Consider the following 16,544-nt stretch of genomic DNA (forward strand, 5'->3'; position numbering starts at 1 on the left):
CAAGCGACAGCCCGAAGGCCCGCCGCCCGCACCCGCGGTGCAGCGCATCCGACTGCGTTACACCAAGCGCGGCCGCCTCCGGTTCACCAGCCACCGTGACTTCCAGCGTGCTTTCGAGCGTGCGTTGCGCCGTGCCGAGGTGCCGATGGCGTACTCGGCGGGGTTCACGCCACACCCGAAGGTGTCGTACGCCAATGCCGCACCCACCGGCACGGGCAGTGAGGCGGAGTACCTGGAGATCGCGCTCACCGAAGCGCGTGACCCGGACAAGCTGCGTGAGCTCCTCGACGAGTCGCTGCCCACCGGGCTCGACATCATCGAGGCGGTGGAGGCCCGTACCTCGGGACTCGCCGACCGGCTCACCGCGTCCGTGTGGGAGCTGCGCCTCGACGGCGTGGACCCGGCGGAGGCGGAGCGCGCCGCGCTGGCCTTCAGGACGGCCGACACCGTCGAGGTCCAGCGCAGGACCAAGAACGGCATGCGGACGTTCGACGCCCGCTCCGCCGTCGCAAGCCTTGAGACGCTCGATCCACAGGCTGATATGCCGACCGACCAGGCCTGTGCGATACTGCGCCTGGTTGTTCGGCACGTGACGCCTGCCGTACGACCCGACGACGTCCTGTCCGGTCTCCGCGCCGTGGCCGACCTGGCGCCGCCGGTCGCCGCAGCGGTGACCCGGCTGGCGCAGGGGCTGTTCGATGAAGAGACAGGCACGGTGACCGACCCGCTCGCGCCCGACCGCGAGGCAGCGGCGACCCCGGTTGTTTTCCCGGGGGACGCTCCCACTGCCGCCGCGAAGGCGCCGGTGCCGGAAGGTCCCGCGTAAGGACGCACGCCGTAGCGCCGCCCTCGTACTCGGGAGCCACCTGGGTCGGGCAGCGCACCCACCCGAAGACTTTCGCCAGGCCGTACGCACACATGGCGTACGGAACCGGCGAGACAGGACACAGAGAGCTCCCGTGCGGCGCCCGCGCCCCGGACGGCGGCACCGCGCATCGCGCGAGCCGCGGACGTCACCGGCACTGCCGGACCAGGCGCGGCGCCCGGGAGCCTGACGGGAGATCCACCCGCATGCTCGAGCCGACCGAACCCACTGAGCCGTCCACGGGCTCCGACACCAACGACACCCCCAGCGACACCCTGCCGCCGCGGCGCCGCCGCCGCGCCGCGTCGCGTCCCGCGGGGCCCCCGACCGCCGCCTCCGAGGCCGCGGCCGAGACCACCGCGCCGGCCATACCGGCCGTGGCGTCCGCCGACCTCGTCGCGGACGAGAGCATCACCGGCCAGTCCGTGGCCGACGAGACGGATGAGACGGACGAGGCACTTGCTGCTTCGGATGTCACGGAGCCCGCCGAGCCCGCCGAGGACGCCGCTCCCCGCCGGGCCCGTCGGCGTGCCACTCGGCGCGTGTCCGCGCCCGCCGGTGCTCCCGAGGGCGCCGCAGGCGAGCCGGAGACCGTCGTGGCCGCCGTTGCCGCGGAGCCCGCGGCCGCCCTGGCCACCGAGTCCGCCGCCGAGCCGGTCGAGGCCGCAGACGCCGAGGACGGTGCCCCGCGCCGCGGCCGGCGCCGTGCCACCCGGCGCGTGTCCGCGCCCGAGGCCGCTACGGCCCCCGCCGAGGCGGCCGAGATCGTGGCAGCGCCCGCGAGCGCCCCGGCTGAGGCCGCTGCCCCGGCCGACACGGTCACCGACACCCCGGCTCCTGCCGAGGAAGCCGCCCCCGCCCGCCGTACGCGTCGTCGTGCGTCCGCGCCCGCCGGTGCGGCCAAGGCCGTCGAGACGGCCGTCGACGCCCCCGTGCCCGTCGCCGCCGAGGAGACCGCCCCCGCCGCCGAGCCGGCCGAGGAGCCGGCGGAGTCGGCCGAGGACGCAGCCCCCCGCCGTGGCCGCCGGCGTGCCACTCGGCGCGGGTCCGCGCCCGAGGGTGCCGCTGCCGACGAGCGTGTGGAGGCGCCTGTGACCAGCGAGACCCGGCCTGCCGAGGCCGTCGAGGCGCCCGCCGCCGTATCGGAGGAGCCGGCCGAGGCCGCTCAGACCGAGGAGGAGGACGGGCCGCGTCGTGGCCGCCGCCGTGCCACCCGCAAGGCCGCCGCCGGATTCTCCGCGCCGGCCCCCAGGAAGTCCCAGGGTGAGTCGGGGCGGCGCCCCGCGCGCCCCGCCGTGGCCGTCTTCCAGGCCCCCGTCTTCACCGAGCCGATGTTCCAGACGCCGGAGCGGGCCGCTGCCGCGGCCGCCGCCGAGGCGGCGGAGGAGACGGCACCGGAGCCGGAGCAGGTGGAGGAGCCCACTCCCGTGGAGAGTGTCGAGGTCGCCGAGGAGGCGGCCGGAGGGCGTCGTCGCCGGCGTCGGCGGGGTGCCGAGGCCGAGCCCGCGGCGGAGACCCCGCAGGCCGCACCCGAGTCCCGGCCCGAGCCCGAGCCCGAGGAGACCGTCGACGAGGACGAGTCCGCCGAGGACGCCGTCGAGGGTGACGACTCCGAGGACACCGGCTCCCGTCGTCGGCGCCGCCGCGGTGGCCGCCGTCGTCGCCGTGGTGACGCGGGCGACTCCGACCTCGACGGGGGCGAGGACGAGCTCTCCGCCGAGCAGGCCGCGCAGGACGCCGAGGACACCGCCGAGCAGGTCGAGGAGGACGCCGAGGAGGCGGACGAGCGCGACGAGCCGGGCGGCTCCAGCAGCAGCCGTCGCCGTCGGCGCCGTCGTCGTCGCGCCGGTGACTCCGGCCCCGAGGGCGAGCCGGGCGACGGCGACCCCGAGCGCACGGTCGTGAAGGTCCGCGAGCCCCGCAAGAAGGACGAGCACCCGAGCGACGAGGTGCAGTCCATCAAGGGATCGACGCGTCTCGAGGCGAAGAAGCAGCGCCGTCGTGAAGGGCGTGAGCAGGGCCGCCGTCGCGTCCCGATCATCACCGAGGCCGAGTTCCTGGCCCGCCGTGAGGCCGTCGAGCGCGTGATGGTCGTCCGCCAGAGCGGCGAGCGCACCCAGATCGGCGTCCTGGAAGACAACGTGCTCGTCGAGCACTACGTCAACAAGGAGCAGGCGACCTCGTACGTCGGCAACGTCTACCTGGGCAAGGTCCAGAACGTGCTGCCGTCCATGGAGGCCGCGTTCATCGACATCGGCAAGGGCCGCAACGCCGTCCTGTACGCCGGTGAGGTCAACTTCGAAGCGCTCGGCATGGCCAACGGGCCGCGTCGCATCGAGTCCGCCCTGAAGTCCGGCCAGTCGGTCCTCGTGCAGGTCACCAAGGACCCGATCGGCCACAAGGGCGCCCGCCTCACCAGCCAGGTCTCGCTGCCCGGCCGCTACCTGGTCTACGTGCCCGAGGGCTCGATGACCGGCATCAGCCGCAAGCTGCCCGACACCGAGCGCGCGCGTCTGAAGACCATCCTCAAGAAGATCGTCCCCGAGGACGCGGGCGTCATCGTGCGCACCGCCGCCGAGGGTGCGAGCGAGGAAGAGCTGCGCCGTGATGTCGAGCGGCTGCAGGGGCAGTGGGAGGACATCCAGAAGAAGGCGAAGAGCGGCGGCAGTTCGAACGCGCCGACGCTGCTCTACGGCGAGCCGGACATGACCGTCCGGGTCGTCCGCGACATCTTCAACGAGGACTTCACCAAGGTCATCGTCAGCGGTGACGAGGCCTGGGAGACCATCCACGGTTACGTGGCCCACGTGGCACCCGACCTGAGTGACCGTCTCTCGAAGTGGACCTCCGAGGTCGACGTCTTCGCGTCGTACCGGATCGACGAGCAGCTGATGAAGGCGCTGGACCGCAAGGTCTGGCTGCCCAGCGGCGGGTCGCTGGTGATCGACAAGACCGAGGCCATGGTCGTGATCGACGTCAACACCGGCAAGTTCACCGGCCAGGGCGGCAACCTCGAAGAGACCGTGACCAGGAACAACCTGGAGGCGGCCGAGGAGATCGTGCGTCAGCTGCGGCTGCGTGACCTCGGCGGCATCGTCGTCATCGACTTCATCGACATGGTCCTGGAGTCCAACCGGGACCTGGTGCTGCGGCGCCTGCTCGAGTGCCTCGGGCGTGACCGTACGAAGCACCAGGTGGCGGAAGTGACGTCGCTGGGCCTCGTCCAGATGACGCGCAAGCGCGTCGGCCAGGGCCTGCTGGAGTCCTTCTCCGAGACCTGCGTCCACTGCAACGGCCGCGGTGTCATCGTGCACATGGAGCAGCCGACCTCCGCCGGGGGCGGCGGCAAGCGCAAGAAGCGCGGCCGTGGCGGCGACGGGCACGTGCACGAGCACGAGCACGAGGCCGCCGAGACCGTCGAGCCGGACGTCGAGAGCGAGGCCGAGGTGGCTGCCGAGGCCGCCGTGCCGGCCGCGCTGCCCGCGCCGGAGTTCACCCCGGACGAGGAGCTGTACGGCAGTGCCGCCGAGGCGGAGGCCGCCGCGTCCCGGGGTGGCCGTTCGCGGCGCCGGGCGACCCGGCGCGCGTCGGCTCCGGCGGGTACGCCGCGGGCCGAGGAGAGGGCCCCCCGCTCGCGCGGCGAGGAGCGCGCTCCGAAGTCCCGTGAGGCCGCCGAGGCGGAGCCCATGGCCGTCGAGGACCCGGTCGTCGAGGCGCCCGAGACCGCGGCTCCGGTGCAGGAGGCGCCCGCCGCCCCCGTACAGGAGGAGGCCGCTCCGCAGGGCCGTACGCGCCGTCGCGCCACGCGCAAGGTGTCGGCCCCGGCCGGTTCGCCCAAGGCGGCCGACGAGGCCGGAGCGGTGACCGTCGAGGTGTCCGCGCCGGTGGTGGCCGAGCCGAAGCCGGAGCCCGTGGCCGAGCCGGCCCCCGAGGCTGTCACCGGGTCGCCGGCCGCCGAGCAGGCGGAGACGCCCGCCGAGAGCGCCGCTCCGGCCCGTCAGCGCCGTCGTGCGGTCCGCAAGGCGACCGCGCCCACCGCGTCCGAGGAGGCGGCCGTCGTGGTCGTCCCGTCGGCCGCACCGGAGGCGTCCGCGCCCGAGGCCGGGGACACCCCCGAGGGCGAGGAGTCGGCACCGGCGAAGAAGACGGCCCGTAAGACGGCCAAGAAGGCGACCGCGAAGAAGGCCGCCACCAAGAAGACCGCGGCCAAGAAGACGGCCGCCAAGAAGACGACGGCCAAGAAGGCGGCGACCACCAAGACGGCCGCCAAGTCGACGTCGAAGAAGACCGCGGCGGCGGAGCAGACCCTGCCCACCGTCACGGCCTCCACCGACGAGGGCTGAGTCGACCGGGGCCCGCGCCCCGACCCGGCACCCCCCTTCCCGCGGCTGACCAGCCGCGGGAAGGGGGGTGTTCAGGTCTGTGCCCGGTGCGAGCGGTCGTGGGGGTTCCTGGGCGGACAGGGCGGTCCGGGGGCCGGGCTCCGCGGTGATCCGCGGACCGGCCCGGGGTACTTCAGCGCGGTCCGAAGCGACTCGGAGGCGATCCCGACGGATCTCTTTGTGCCGTCATGATCCGTTTCATGGGTACCTGTGACCCCGCAATCGCCCCCCTCCTCTTGGAACACGGTCAGCTACATGTAAAACTCATGCAGTCACACGTAAGAACACGCGGGTCCGCGTTGGGGAGAACGCCGGCTCGTGTCACGGGGAGGGGATTTTCATGGCGCGCGTGCGCCTGACGGGCACGGGGCGGCATCGCGCTGTGAAGCCGGTCAAGGGAGGACGCCAGGCTGTCGCGCTGGCGACGGTGCTGTCCGCGGCGGGAGTGCAGGCGGTGACGGCCGCGGGCACCGCGGATGCCGTGGGCAACCCGACCTGGACCGAGGGGCCGATCTTCAACGACCCGCTGGGGACCACGGATCAGCAGTACGCGATCCGCACCCGGCTGGTCGAACTGACCAACGCCGCACTGCCGGGCTCGACCATCAAGGTCGCGGTCTACCACGTCTGGGAGGCGACGGTCGTCAACGCGCTCGTCGACGCCAAGAACCGTGGGGTCAACGTCCAGATCCTGCTCGACGAGTCGAGCGTCAGCGACCGCCCGACCAACACGTCGTACAGCACGCTGGCCACCGCGCTGGGCACGGACCGTACGAAGGGCTCGTACGTCAGCACCTGCCCGGCGAACAAGTCGTGCCTCGGCGACCCGAAGTTCGGGCAGTCGATCATGCACAACAAGTTCTGGCTGTTCTCCGCGGTGCAGGGCGCCACGAACGTGGTCGTCGAGACGACGTCGAACTCCACGCCGTCCGCGCACACCCGCTTCTTCAACGACGCGCTGCTGCTGCCGAACAACCCGACGATGTACGACGCGTACTCGGACTACTTCGACACGATGGTGACCAAGGACTGGGCGTCCTGGAACTACCGGACGGTCAGCAACGGCCTGTACAAGGCGTACTTCTTCCCGCGGGACGGCAACACCCGGGACACCGACACCGTCTACTCGGTGCTCAACAACGTCCAGTGCACGTACAAGGACACCGCGGGCGTCACGCAGAAGACCAAGGTCCGTGTCGCGATCTTCAAGCTGACCCGGATGGCGATCGCCGAGAAGCTGGTCTCGCTGCAGAAGGCCGGCTGTTCGGTGAGCATCGTGTACGCCGAGACGGACAGCGCCAAGAGCTCCGGCGGCACCAAGGGCACCTGGGAGAAGCTGCACACCACCGGCGGCCCCACGGTGCGCTGCTACAACGACGACCGGGACCCGCTGAACCCCGGCCAGAAGCTGGCGACGCCGTTCATCATCCACTCCAAGTACATCCTGGTCGACGGCATGTACGACGGGGTACGGAACAAGGTCAGCTTCACCGGCTCCGGCAACTACACCGGGCCCGCGCTGCGTGAGAACGACGAGTCGATCGTGAAGGTCGACGACGACGCCGTGCACGACATGTACAAGGTCAGCTTCGACCGCGTGACCAAGGTGGCCTACCCCGGCACCAAGGACACCACCGACCTGTGCAAGGGCGTGAAGCCGCTCCCGGACGACGGTGAGAAGCAGACGACGTGACGGGCGGCACAGTCGCGGAGCCCGGCCCGGTTTGACCCCTTCGGCCGCGGCCCCGTAACCTTGACCGTCGGCGTGTCCTATGAAACGCCGCATCCCCGTAAACCCTTTTCCTCCCGGCGTTCCGCGTCAGGGAGAGGCCGCTCACGCGGCTGGACTGCGGGGGTTCCGTTCCGAGCGAGAGAGAGATCCGCGTGTACGCCATCGTGCGCAGCGGTGGTCGCCAGCACAAGGTTGCTGTCGGCGACATCGTTGAGGTTGACAAGATTTCCACTGCCAAGGTTGGCGACACCGTAGAGCTCTCTACGCTGCTCGTTGTCGACGGTGACGCCGTGACGAGCGACCCCTGGGTCCTCGCCGGTATCAAGGTCCAGGCCGAGATCGTGGATCACCACAAGGGCGTCAAGATCGACATCCTTCGCTACAAGAACAAGACCGGTTACCGCCGTCGTCAGGGCCACCGCCAGCAGTACACGGCGATCAAGGTCACTGAGATCCCCGCGGCTGCGAAGTAAGGGACTGAGGAGAGATGGCACACAAGAAGGGCGCATCGTCCACTCGGAACGGTCGCGACTCCAATGCTCAGCGGCTCGGCGTGAAGCGCTTCGGCGGTCAGGTCGTCAACGCCGGTGAGATCCTGGTCCGCCAGCGCGGCACCCACTTCCACCCCGGTACGGGCGTCGGCCGTGGCAAGGACGACACGCTGTTCGCGCTCGACGCCGGTGCGGTGGAGTTCGGTACCCACCGTGGCCGCAAGGTCGTGAAGATCGTCCCGGTCGCCTGACCGGTTCTTTCGCGAGGCGGACCTCACTTCCCTCACGGGAAGTGGGTCCGCCTTTCGCGTGTTGTTCTTGGATGTGGTGCGGAAGGCATTCCGTACGCAACCGAACTGATCGAAGTAATCGAAGTGCTGGAGGCACCCCACCATGACCACCTTCGTGGACCGCGTCGAGCTGCATGTCGCCGCGGGTAGCGGAGGCCACGGCTGTGCCTCCGTACACCGGGAGAAGTTCAAGCCGCTCGGCGGCCCGGACGGCGGCAACGGCGGCCGTGGCGGTGACGTGATCCTGGTCGTCGACCAGTCCGTCACCACGCTGCTCGACTACCACCACTCCCCGCACCGCAAGGCGACCAGCGGCAAGCCCGGCGAGGGCGGCAACCGGTCCGGCAAGGACGGGCAGGACCTGATCCTGCCGGTGCCGGACGGCACGGTGATCCAGGACAAGGCCGGCAACGTCCTCGCGGACCTCGTCGGCCAGGGCACGTCGTACGTCGCCGCACAGGGCGGCCGCGGCGGCCTCGGCAACGCGGCGCTGTCCTCGGCCCGCCGCAAGGCCCCCGGTTTCGCGCTCCTCGGTGTCCCCGGTGACCTCCAGGACATCGTCCTGGAGCTGAAGACGGTCGCCGACGTGGCCCTGGTGGGCTACCCGAGCGCGGGCAAGTCCTCGCTGATCTCGGTGCTGAGCGCCGCCAAGCCCAAGATCGCGGACTACCCCTTCACGACCCTCGTCCCGAACCTGGGCGTGGTGACCGCGGGCGAGACCGTCTACACCATCGCGGACGTCCCCGGACTCATCCCCGGCGCGAGCCAGGGCAAGGGTCTCGGCCTGGAATTCCTCCGTCACGTGGAGCGCTGCTCCGTGCTCGTCCACGTGCTGGACACGGCGACGCTGGAGTCCGAGCGTGACCCGGTCTCCGACCTCGACATGATCGAGGAGGAGCTGGCCCAGTACGGCGGTCTCGACAACCGTCCGCGTCTCGTCGTCCTCAACAAGATCGACGTACCCGACGGCAAGGACCTGGCCGAGATGGTCCGCCCCGACCTGGAGGCCCGCGGCTATCGCGTCTTCGAGGTCTCGGCGGTGGCCCACACCGGCCTCAAGGAGCTTTCCTTCGCCCTCGCCGATCTGGTCGGCCAGTTCCGTGCGGCCAAGCCCACGGAGGAGGCGACCCGTATCGTCATCCGCCCGAAGGCGGTCGACGACACCGGTTTCACCGTGGCCCAGGAGGCGGACGGACTCTTCCGTGTCCGTGGCGAGAAGCCCGAACGCTGGGTCCGCCAGACCGACTTCAGCAACGACGAGGCCGTCGGCTACCTCGCCGACCGCCTCAGCCGGCTCGGCGTCGAGACGGAGCTGATGAAGGCGGGCGCCCGCTCGGGCGACGGCGTCGCCATCGGCCCCGAGGAGAACGCGGTCGTCTTCGACTGGGAGCCCACGGTCATGGCCGGCGCGGAGATGCTCGGCCGCCGCGGCGAGGACCACCGCCTCGACGCGCCGCGTCCCGCCACCCAGCGCCGTCGCGACAAGCAGGCGGAGCGGGACGAGGCGCAGAAGGAGTACGACGACTTCGAGCCGTTCTAGGCAGTGCTCGTCCGCGTCGAGAACGCCCCGGCCCCGTTTGTGGGGGCCGGGGCGTTCTCGCGTGGGGCCGGCAGTCGGCAGGGGGCGGCAACTCACCGGAGACCAGGGCGCGTTCGTGTCGTGGCGATCTACGATTCCTGCGAGCCTTCGCCCCTGTCGCAGCGGACTCCGCGGAGCTCATCACCCGAGGGACGAGGGACGAGGGAGTGCCATGAGCGACCGGAGCGTGCGGACTGTCGAGGTGCCGGTGGGGGACGGCAGCGGCGAGGTCGTGCGGGTGCAGATCCGTGAGGTGGACGAGTCGCTGGTCAGGGTCGGCCGCGGGGGACGCGCCGTGGCCCGGGCCGAGCGGTCGCTCGGCGAGATGCTGGACACCGTACGGCCCGTGGCGGACGCCTTCGTCGGGCGGTTCAGGGGACTCGCCCACGCGCCCGACGAGATGACGCTGGAGTTCGGGGTGTCACTGTCGGCGGAGGCCGACGTGGTCATCGCCAGCACCGCGACCCAGGCCAACTTCTCCGTGAGTCTGACCTGGAACAGGAGTGACCCGAGAGGCTCGACTGAGGATAATCCGCAGGTGAGTTGAGCCGAACGGGGGAGCGGTGGCGGGGGAAGAGTCGCAGAGCCCGGACGAGGTGCTGGCCGCAGCGGTCGTCCGGATCAAGGGACAGGACGGTGTGATCGGGGGCGCGGGCTTCCTCGTCGCCCCGGATCTGGTGGTCACCTGCGCCCATGTGGTGTCGGACGTCCTGGACCGGCCACGGGAGACGGCGGTGAGCGCCGGGACCGCGGTCACGGTCGACCTGCCGCTGCCGAGGGCGCCGGGCCGGCAGAGGGCGTGGGGAGGGGTGAGAGCGGCAGGCGGCGGGATCACAAGGCCGTCGTCGAGTTCTGGATACCGATCAGGGCCGACCGGACCGGCGACGTGGCCGTACTGCGGCTGCCGGAGCCGCTTCCGGGGGCCCGCCCGCTGCCCATGGCCGACCCCGAGAGCGTCTGGGAGCACGGAGCGCGCGCGGTGGGCTTCACGGACGGGGAGCCGGGCGAGACCTGGTTCCGCGGGAAGCTCGGCGGAGCCACCAGCGAGGGCTGGATCCAGCTCTCCCGGGCCGACGGACAGGCCGCGCACGTCCGCAAGGGCTTCAGTGGCACTCCCGTCTGGGACAACGAACTCGGCGCGGCGGTCGGCCTCATGGTCGCCGCCCAGCCCGCGCAGGAGGCCCAGCAGGCCTTCGTACTGAGGACCAGAACCCTGCTCCGCGAGGTCCCCGCGCTCGCCCCGGTCCTGCTGCCGGCCGTGCCCTTCCGCGGTCTCGCCACCTTCCAGGAGAGCGACGCGGACGTCTTCTTCGGGCGGGACGACGACATCGAGGAGGTGCTCGCGGCCCTCCGCGGCGACCAGCCGACGGTCACCCTGTACGGCCCCTCCGGCTCCGGTAAGTCGTCGTTGGCCCTGGCCGGCGTCGTCCCCCGGATGCGGGAGACCGGCCACGACGTACTGGTGATGAACGCCGGCCAGGTCTCGTCCCCGCTCTCCGCACTCGCCACCGAGCTGTACGAGGACATCCGCTCGGGACGGTACGGCCCCGCCCGGGCCGAGAGCGCCGACCAGGTCGAGTCCTGGCTCGCGGACAAGGGCCTCGCGGACGCCCTGCACCGGGCGCGGGGCCGGACAGGCGGCAGGCTGCTCGTCGTACTCGACCAGGCCGAAGCACTCCTGGACCGTACGGAGGCCGAGGTCGCGCAGGCCGTGGAGCTGCTCTTCCCGGACCGCCGCGGGGCAGGCGGCCCGCGCGTGCTGGTCACGCTCCGGGCCGACTTCATGGACGCCGTACTCAAGCACCCGCGCCTCGGCCCCGCCCTGCGCACGGGCCGCACGCTCCCGCTGACGCCGATGTCCCGGGACCAGCTCCGCGAGGTGATCACCAGGCCGGTCGAGCAGGTGCCGGGCGTGGCGTACGACCCCGGCCTCGACCGGCGCATCCTCGACGACGCGGGCGGCGAGCCGGGCATCCTCCCGCTCCTCGGCTTCGTCCTCGAACAGCTCTGGCGCCGGCGCAGCGTCGGACGGCTGCGCGCCACGACGTACGACGAGATGAACGGTGTGTCCGGAGCGCTCGCGCTGCATTCCGAGAACGCCTGGCGGGAGTGCGTCGGGGAGCGGGCGGAGGCGGACGCGCTGCGGCTGCTCACCGGGCTGGTGCGGGTGCTTCCCGGCAGCGAGACCCCGCTGCGCCGCAGACTCACCCGGCAGGAGGCGGGCGAGGCGCGATGGCGGCTCGCGCGGTCCTTCGCCGAGCGGCGGCTGCTCGTGCTGCACGGCGGCGAGCAGGAACCGGAGACCGCCGAACTGGCCCATGAGGCACTGATCACCGCCTGGCCCGCCCTCCGGCAGCAGGTGAAGGCCGACAGCGAGTTCCTGGCGGGACGGGCGGAGCTCGCCCACGACCGGGAGCGCTGGGAGCGGGGCGGCAGGTCACCGGAGCTGCTCCCGCAACCGGGCGGCGCACACGGCTGGCTGGGTGACCGCGAGGGGGAACTGACCGAGGAGGAACGGGACTTCCTCGCCCGTGCCCGGCAGCGGCAGCGCGCCCGCCGTACGCGGCTGCGTGCCGCGTGGACCGCCGTGGCGCTGGTGCTCGCACTGATCGCCGGCCTCGGCACCTTTCTTGTCTACCAGTCACGGGTGAGCGAGCAGCGCGGCGCGGACGCACGGTCCCGTGCGCTGGCCAGCCTCTCCGGGGAACTGGGCAAGCGGGATCCGGGGCAGGCCGCCCTGGTGGCCATGGGGGCGTACGACGTCGCGCCGACACAGGAGGCCCGCAGCGCCATGCTGCGCGGATACGTCCGCTTCAAGAACGCCGCGTGGGTGCTGAGCGGAGCCGAAGGACAGGTCGACGCCGTGGCGACGAGCGCCGACGGCCGGGTGACGCTGGCGACGACCCGGCTGGGGCGTGCCTCGCTGTTCGTCCGCAGCGCCGCGGGACACACGCTGCGCAAGCAGTTGCAGATCCCGGACCAGGCGTTCTATCCGCTGGTCAGCAGGGACGGCCGGCGCATCGCCTATGTCTCGACGGCGGGCGCGCTGGCCTGGTGGGACGTCGATCCCGGGGCGGCCGGCGCGGAGGGCCTGCTCGGCCGGGGCGGCTCGATCCCCGATGCGGAATTCTGGGACAAGGGCGAGAACAAGCACTATGACAGCGAACAGGTCCACTTCATGGACTTCTCCCCGGACGCCCGGCAGGTGGTCACGGTCGCGGACGGGCGGATGCGGCTGTGGGACCTGAAGACGAGGACCGGCCGGCAGCTGCCCGCCCGCGTGCCCGCGGTCGAGGCGGTGTGGTTCGGCCCGGACGAGCGGACCCTGGTGGTCCAGCCGCCCGACCGTGGCACGTACAGCACGGAGCACACGGTCCTGACCGTCGACATCCGCACCGGGAAGACGCGTGAACTGGCGGACGACGTCGGGTCGTTCTCCATGTCGACCCTCATCAAGGAGGCGTCGGCCTTCGCCCTGTCGGGAGACGGCAGTGTGCTGGCCTACTGCAGGATGGAGAAGCACGGCGATACGGACCAGGCCGTCTACCGGACCGTCGACGTGGCCCGGGGACGGGTGCTGAACCGGTACGAGACCGAGTCCTACCGCTGCAAAGGGATGGCCGTGGACGAGTCGGGTGGGCGCCTGGCCATGTACGACGGCGGCTCGCGGTGGCTGATCGGCGACGCACGGCGAGGCAGCACACCGCAGCAGGCCGAGGCGCCCGAGCCCGCCAACCCCACGGGCCGTCTCATGGGGGATGCGCGTGATCCCGTGGTGTCCACCTGGGACGAGACAACGGTGACCGGGCTGTCGCTGAAGCCGAGCGACCATCCGGTGAATCTCGTCCTCGTCCATCCCCTGGTGTTCGACGACGACAGGACGATCGTCGGCCATCTGGAGACGCGGAAGGAACCGAGCGGCCTCGTCGGCAACCGCCTGGCCCTCGTCGACGCGTCGACCGGGCGGGTGAAGGCCCAGGTCAAGCGGCCGCCGATGGACGAGGCGATGGGCCCGAGGCCCCCGCACGCACTGACCGTCAACCGGGCACAGACCCTGGTGGCCGACGTGGTCGGCCGGAACAGAATCGTGATCCGGCAGGTTCCGTCGCTGCGCAAGGTCGCCGAGATCAGCACCCGCAAGCCGCCCGTCGACAAGTACGGGAAGCCCGGCCTGCTGTCGCTCCTGTTCCTGCGGGACACCGACGAACTGGTCACCGTCTCCGGCACGGTGATCGAGCACTGGAACGCCCGTGACGGCCGCCGCCTCACCAGGACCATCGACGCGCGGGACCTGAAGCTCACCAAGAAGAACCCGCCCCTGCTCAGCTTCGCGTCCGCGCCCTCCGATTCCGGGTTCGCGGTCAATGGCCGTCCCGATCCCGGGTACGTGCAGGTCATGGTCCGCGGCAAGTCCACCCTGTTCGCCGTCGACCTGCGGACCGGCAAGGAGAACAAGGCCCTGCGCGTCACGCTCGCCGAGGACATCGACCGCGCCCGCCCCGACACGACCGGGCGGTACGTGGCCGCGAAGACCAAGGGCGGCATGGTCGAGGTGTGGTCGGTGCGGCGCGGGCACAAGCCGGAACGGGTACTGGGTCCGCTCGGGCCGCTCGGGTCGAACGACGAGTCCTGGGGCGACGGATTCTCCTTCGGATTCACCGGAAAGGGCTCGGAGTTCTTCGTGGCCACCGGTAGCTCCGTCCGCTTCCAGCAGGCCTCCGACCCGAGCCGCTTCGAGACGTACGACTTCGAGAAGGACCAGTACTTCCTCGCCGCCACCAGGGACGGGAAGACCCTGCTGGTGGTCCCGGACAACACCGCGGAGCTGTTCTCACTCGACCCCGGACGGTGGAAGCGCCATCTGTGCGGGGTCCTCGGCCGCGATCTCACCGACGACGAGCGGCGCGGGCTGCCGGAGCTGCCGGGCGCCGTCTGCCCGGAGTGATCCGCCGGGCGTGACCGTCCGCGAACGCCGAAGGGCCTCCGGAAGCAGCGGCTTCCGGAGGCCCTTCGGACGTACGACAGGGGCAGGGACCTACGCGGTGACCGAGTCCTCCGCGCCGTTGTCCTCGGCGCCGTTGTCCTCGGGGTCCAGACCCTGGGCGGACTCCTGTGCCGTCTCCTCGGCGGCGGCCCGCGGCGAGGGGATCTCCGCGGCGAGGCGGCCCTCCATGCGGACCCGGCGCTCGTCCGCCTTGGTGCACAGGTCGTCGATCGCGCCGTTGAAACGGGCCAGGGACGGCGGGTCCGAGGGGCCCAGCAGGTGTTCCTTGAGGTCCGCGCGAGCCGCGGTGAACTCGTCCTTCTCCGGCCGGCGGACCGACTCCAGGAGCGCCGGGACGCCGTCCGCGGCCGGGCTGAGGATGGCACCCGCGGACACCGTGGGGAAGCCCGTGCGGAACGCCGACTCGGACAGGCCCGAGGTGTTGGCGACCGCGTACGGCTTCTCGCTGGACAGCCAGTCGGAGACCACCGACGAGACATCGCTGATCAGCAGGTCCGCCTGGTTGAAACAGGCGAAGATCGCCGGACGCGCGTCCGTGACGATCTGGTGCTCCCACTCCGGGAAGGACGCCCAGTAGGCCTTCTCCCAGGCCGTGGTGGCCTCGGCGATGGCGGCCTCGCGGTCACCCTGGGGTGCGCCCTGGAGCAGCATCCGCTCCATTTCGTCCGCGCTCTCGCGGAATGCGGTCGAGGTGAGCTTGTCCAACTCGGCCGTACGACGGGTCAGTTCGGCCGCGGCCTCCGGGCCGGGACGGGCGCCCGACCGCTTGGTGTTGGCCTCGCGGATCATCGCCTTGATGCGCTCATTGGCCGCACCTGCGCGCGCGTCGACGGAGCCGGTCATCGGGTGCGGCTTGTAGAGGAGACGTACGCCGTCGTCGGCCAGCAGCCGCTTGACGATGTTCTCGCCGGCCAGCACCACCGAGGTGTTGCCCGGGTTGCCGTCCCAGCCCTCCCAGGTGGGGGCGTACAGGACGGTCGTGTACGTGCCGGTGGGCGCGCCCGAGTAGGGGCGGATCGGCGCCAGCTGCGGGCGGCCGACCTCGACGATGTCCTTGTCCTCCACGCCGACCTCGGCGAGGGCGTACCGGTCGCGGGCCGCGGGGCCGGCCACCCACACCTCGTCGTACGCCTTCGCGTACGGGTTGCAGGAGGACAGCTTGTCGCTCTCGCCGTGGTTGATGAAGGCGTGCTTGATCGTGGGGATGCGCAGCACCTGCGAGGTCTTCGCCGCGTTGGCCGGGTGCAGCATCATCTTCAGCGTCGAGTTCTCCAGCGAGAACATCGTGGAGACCTTCGGGAAGCAGATGACCGGGACGTCGGTCGCCTCGATCTTCTGCACCATGAAGCGCTCACGCAGCACGATCAGCGGCCTGGCGTCGATCTGGGAGAGCGTCGACAGCCACATGTTCGCCTGGTAGGCGGACGTCGTACCGCCGGAGAAGTACATCGCGACCGTCGGCCGGTAGTCCGCCAGCCACTTGTCCAGCCACTCCATGACCTTCTGCTCGCTCTTGGCGCGCTTCTTCGGGAGCAGCCAGGTACCCAGGTACGCGGTGCCGCCGATGACCAGCAGGAGGGCGACGCCGACACCGATCTCGCCCCACACGGCGTGCCGGGTGGCCGCCGTGACCGTCAGACCGATCGTCGTCGGGATGGAGAAGGTCAGCAGCCGGTGGCCCTGGCGGCGGGCCAGGACGCGCGGCGGCGCGGCAGTGAGGCGCAGCGCGGACGCGTCGATGTTGCGGGTGACGATCGGCAGCGTCCGGGTGCGGCGGACGAGGACGGCGACGGCCTGGCACGCGAAGTGCAGCGCGTAGAAGAGGCACAGCGCGACCAGCAGCGGTGCCTGCTCGCGGTCCGGGTCGATGCCGTCGATCCGCAGCAGCCCCACCAGGACCAGCATGTCGCGCAGCAGCTGGCGGACCGTGACGTCGAAGCGGACCTTGCCGAGCAGCGCGAGCAGACCGGGGTCGCGGTACTGCAGATAGACGTCCAGAGCGAGTCCCGCCGCGCTCGCGGCGATGAACACCGGGACGTACGGCACCAGAGCGGCGACGATCTGGGCCGTGAAGAGCGCGAACATCGCGAGCAGTGCGGAGAACTGCACGATGCGGCGGGTGGCGAGGCCTGCGGAAGGCACGGGCTGGGCTCCTGCGAAGGGATACGGCGGATGGGGGGTGCAAGCGTGGGGTCGGCCG

At 71.5% G+C, this 16,544-nt stretch carries 9 protein-coding genes; 8 read left to right on the forward strand and 1 reads right to left on the reverse strand.

The features are described 5' to 3' along the window. Window positions 1-37 precede the first annotated feature (37 nt). From ACFVYF_RS15600 to ACFVYF_RS15635, 8 genes are all read left to right on the forward strand, one after another. On the forward strand, window positions 38-826 hold the full coding sequence (locus tag ACFVYF_RS15600; protein ID WP_389455733.1) for a TIGR03936 family radical SAM-associated protein: 789 nt from the start codon (window positions 38-40) through the stop codon (window positions 824-826). Window positions 827-1,071: 245 nt separating this feature from the next. Then, entirely contained in the window at window positions 1,072-5,208 is a 4,137-nt protein-coding gene (locus ACFVYF_RS15605) for an Rne/Rng family ribonuclease (RefSeq protein ID WP_389455734.1), read from the forward strand. A 379-nt stretch (window positions 5,209-5,587) separates the two neighbouring features. Continuing rightward, window positions 5,588-6,940 carry a phospholipase D-like domain-containing protein gene (locus tag ACFVYF_RS15610; RefSeq protein WP_389455735.1) on the forward strand — a complete coding sequence of 451 codons (1,353 nt, stop codon included), beginning with the start codon at window positions 5,588-5,590 and terminating at the stop codon, window positions 6,938-6,940. Window positions 6,941-7,131: 191 nt separating this feature from the next. Continuing rightward, entirely contained in the window at window positions 7,132-7,452 is a 321-nt protein-coding gene (gene rplU / locus ACFVYF_RS15615) for a 50S ribosomal protein L21 (RefSeq protein WP_006374708.1), read from the forward strand. Between the two features lie 14 nt (window positions 7,453-7,466). Continuing rightward, window positions 7,467-7,721 carry a 50S ribosomal protein L27 gene (gene rpmA / locus ACFVYF_RS15620; protein ID WP_383283694.1) on the forward strand — a complete coding sequence of 85 codons (255 nt, stop codon included), beginning with the start codon at window positions 7,467-7,469 and terminating at the stop codon, window positions 7,719-7,721. Window positions 7,722-7,863: 142 nt separating this feature from the next. Continuing rightward, the gene (gene obgE / locus ACFVYF_RS15625) at window positions 7,864-9,300 is read left to right on the forward strand and encodes a GTPase ObgE (RefSeq protein ID WP_389455736.1); all 1,437 of its coding nucleotides are present in this window, start codon (window positions 7,864-7,866) and stop codon (window positions 9,298-9,300) included. 211 nt (window positions 9,301-9,511) lie between these two features. Continuing rightward, complete coding sequence (locus ACFVYF_RS15630) at window positions 9,512-9,886, forward strand: CU044_2847 family protein (protein WP_389455737.1); 375 nt, start codon at window positions 9,512-9,514, stop codon at window positions 9,884-9,886. A 252-nt stretch (window positions 9,887-10,138) separates the two neighbouring features. Beyond that, window positions 10,139-14,284, forward strand: a complete 4,146-nt coding sequence (locus tag ACFVYF_RS15635) for an AAA family ATPase (protein WP_389455738.1) — start codon at window positions 10,139-10,141, stop codon at window positions 14,282-14,284. Window positions 14,285-14,374: 90 nt separating this feature from the next. Here the strand turns inward: ACFVYF_RS15635 and ACFVYF_RS15640 are convergent, their stop codons facing one another. Beyond that, window positions 14,375-16,486 (reverse strand): hypothetical protein, encoded by a 2,112-nt coding sequence (locus ACFVYF_RS15640; RefSeq protein ID WP_389455739.1) that lies wholly within the window; start codon window positions 16,484-16,486, stop codon window positions 14,375-14,377. Between the last annotated feature and the right edge of the window lie 58 nt (window positions 16,487-16,544).

Source organism: Streptomyces sp. NPDC058274 (assembly GCF_042881375.1).
GTDB lineage: Bacteria > Actinomycetota > Actinomycetes > Streptomycetales > Streptomycetaceae > Streptomyces.

Excerpts from the sequence above, each read along its gene's own strand:
- obgE (WP_389455736.1), top strand. The coding sequence starts at position 7,864 with ATGACCACCTTCGTGGACCGCGTCGAGCTGCATGTCGCCGCGGGTAGC.
- ACFVYF_RS15610 (WP_389455735.1), top strand. The coding sequence starts at position 5,588 with ATGGCGCGCGTGCGCCTGACGGGCACGGGGCGGCATCGCGCTGTGAAG.
- ACFVYF_RS15630 (WP_389455737.1), top strand. The coding sequence starts at position 9,512 with ATGAGCGACCGGAGCGTGCGGACTGTCGAGGTGCCGGTGGGGGACGGC.
- rpmA (WP_383283694.1), top strand. The coding sequence starts at position 7,467 with ATGGCACACAAGAAGGGCGCATCGTCCACTCGGAACGGTCGCGACTCC.
- ACFVYF_RS15605 (WP_389455734.1), top strand. The coding sequence starts at position 1,072 with ATGCTCGAGCCGACCGAACCCACTGAGCCGTCCACGGGCTCCGACACC.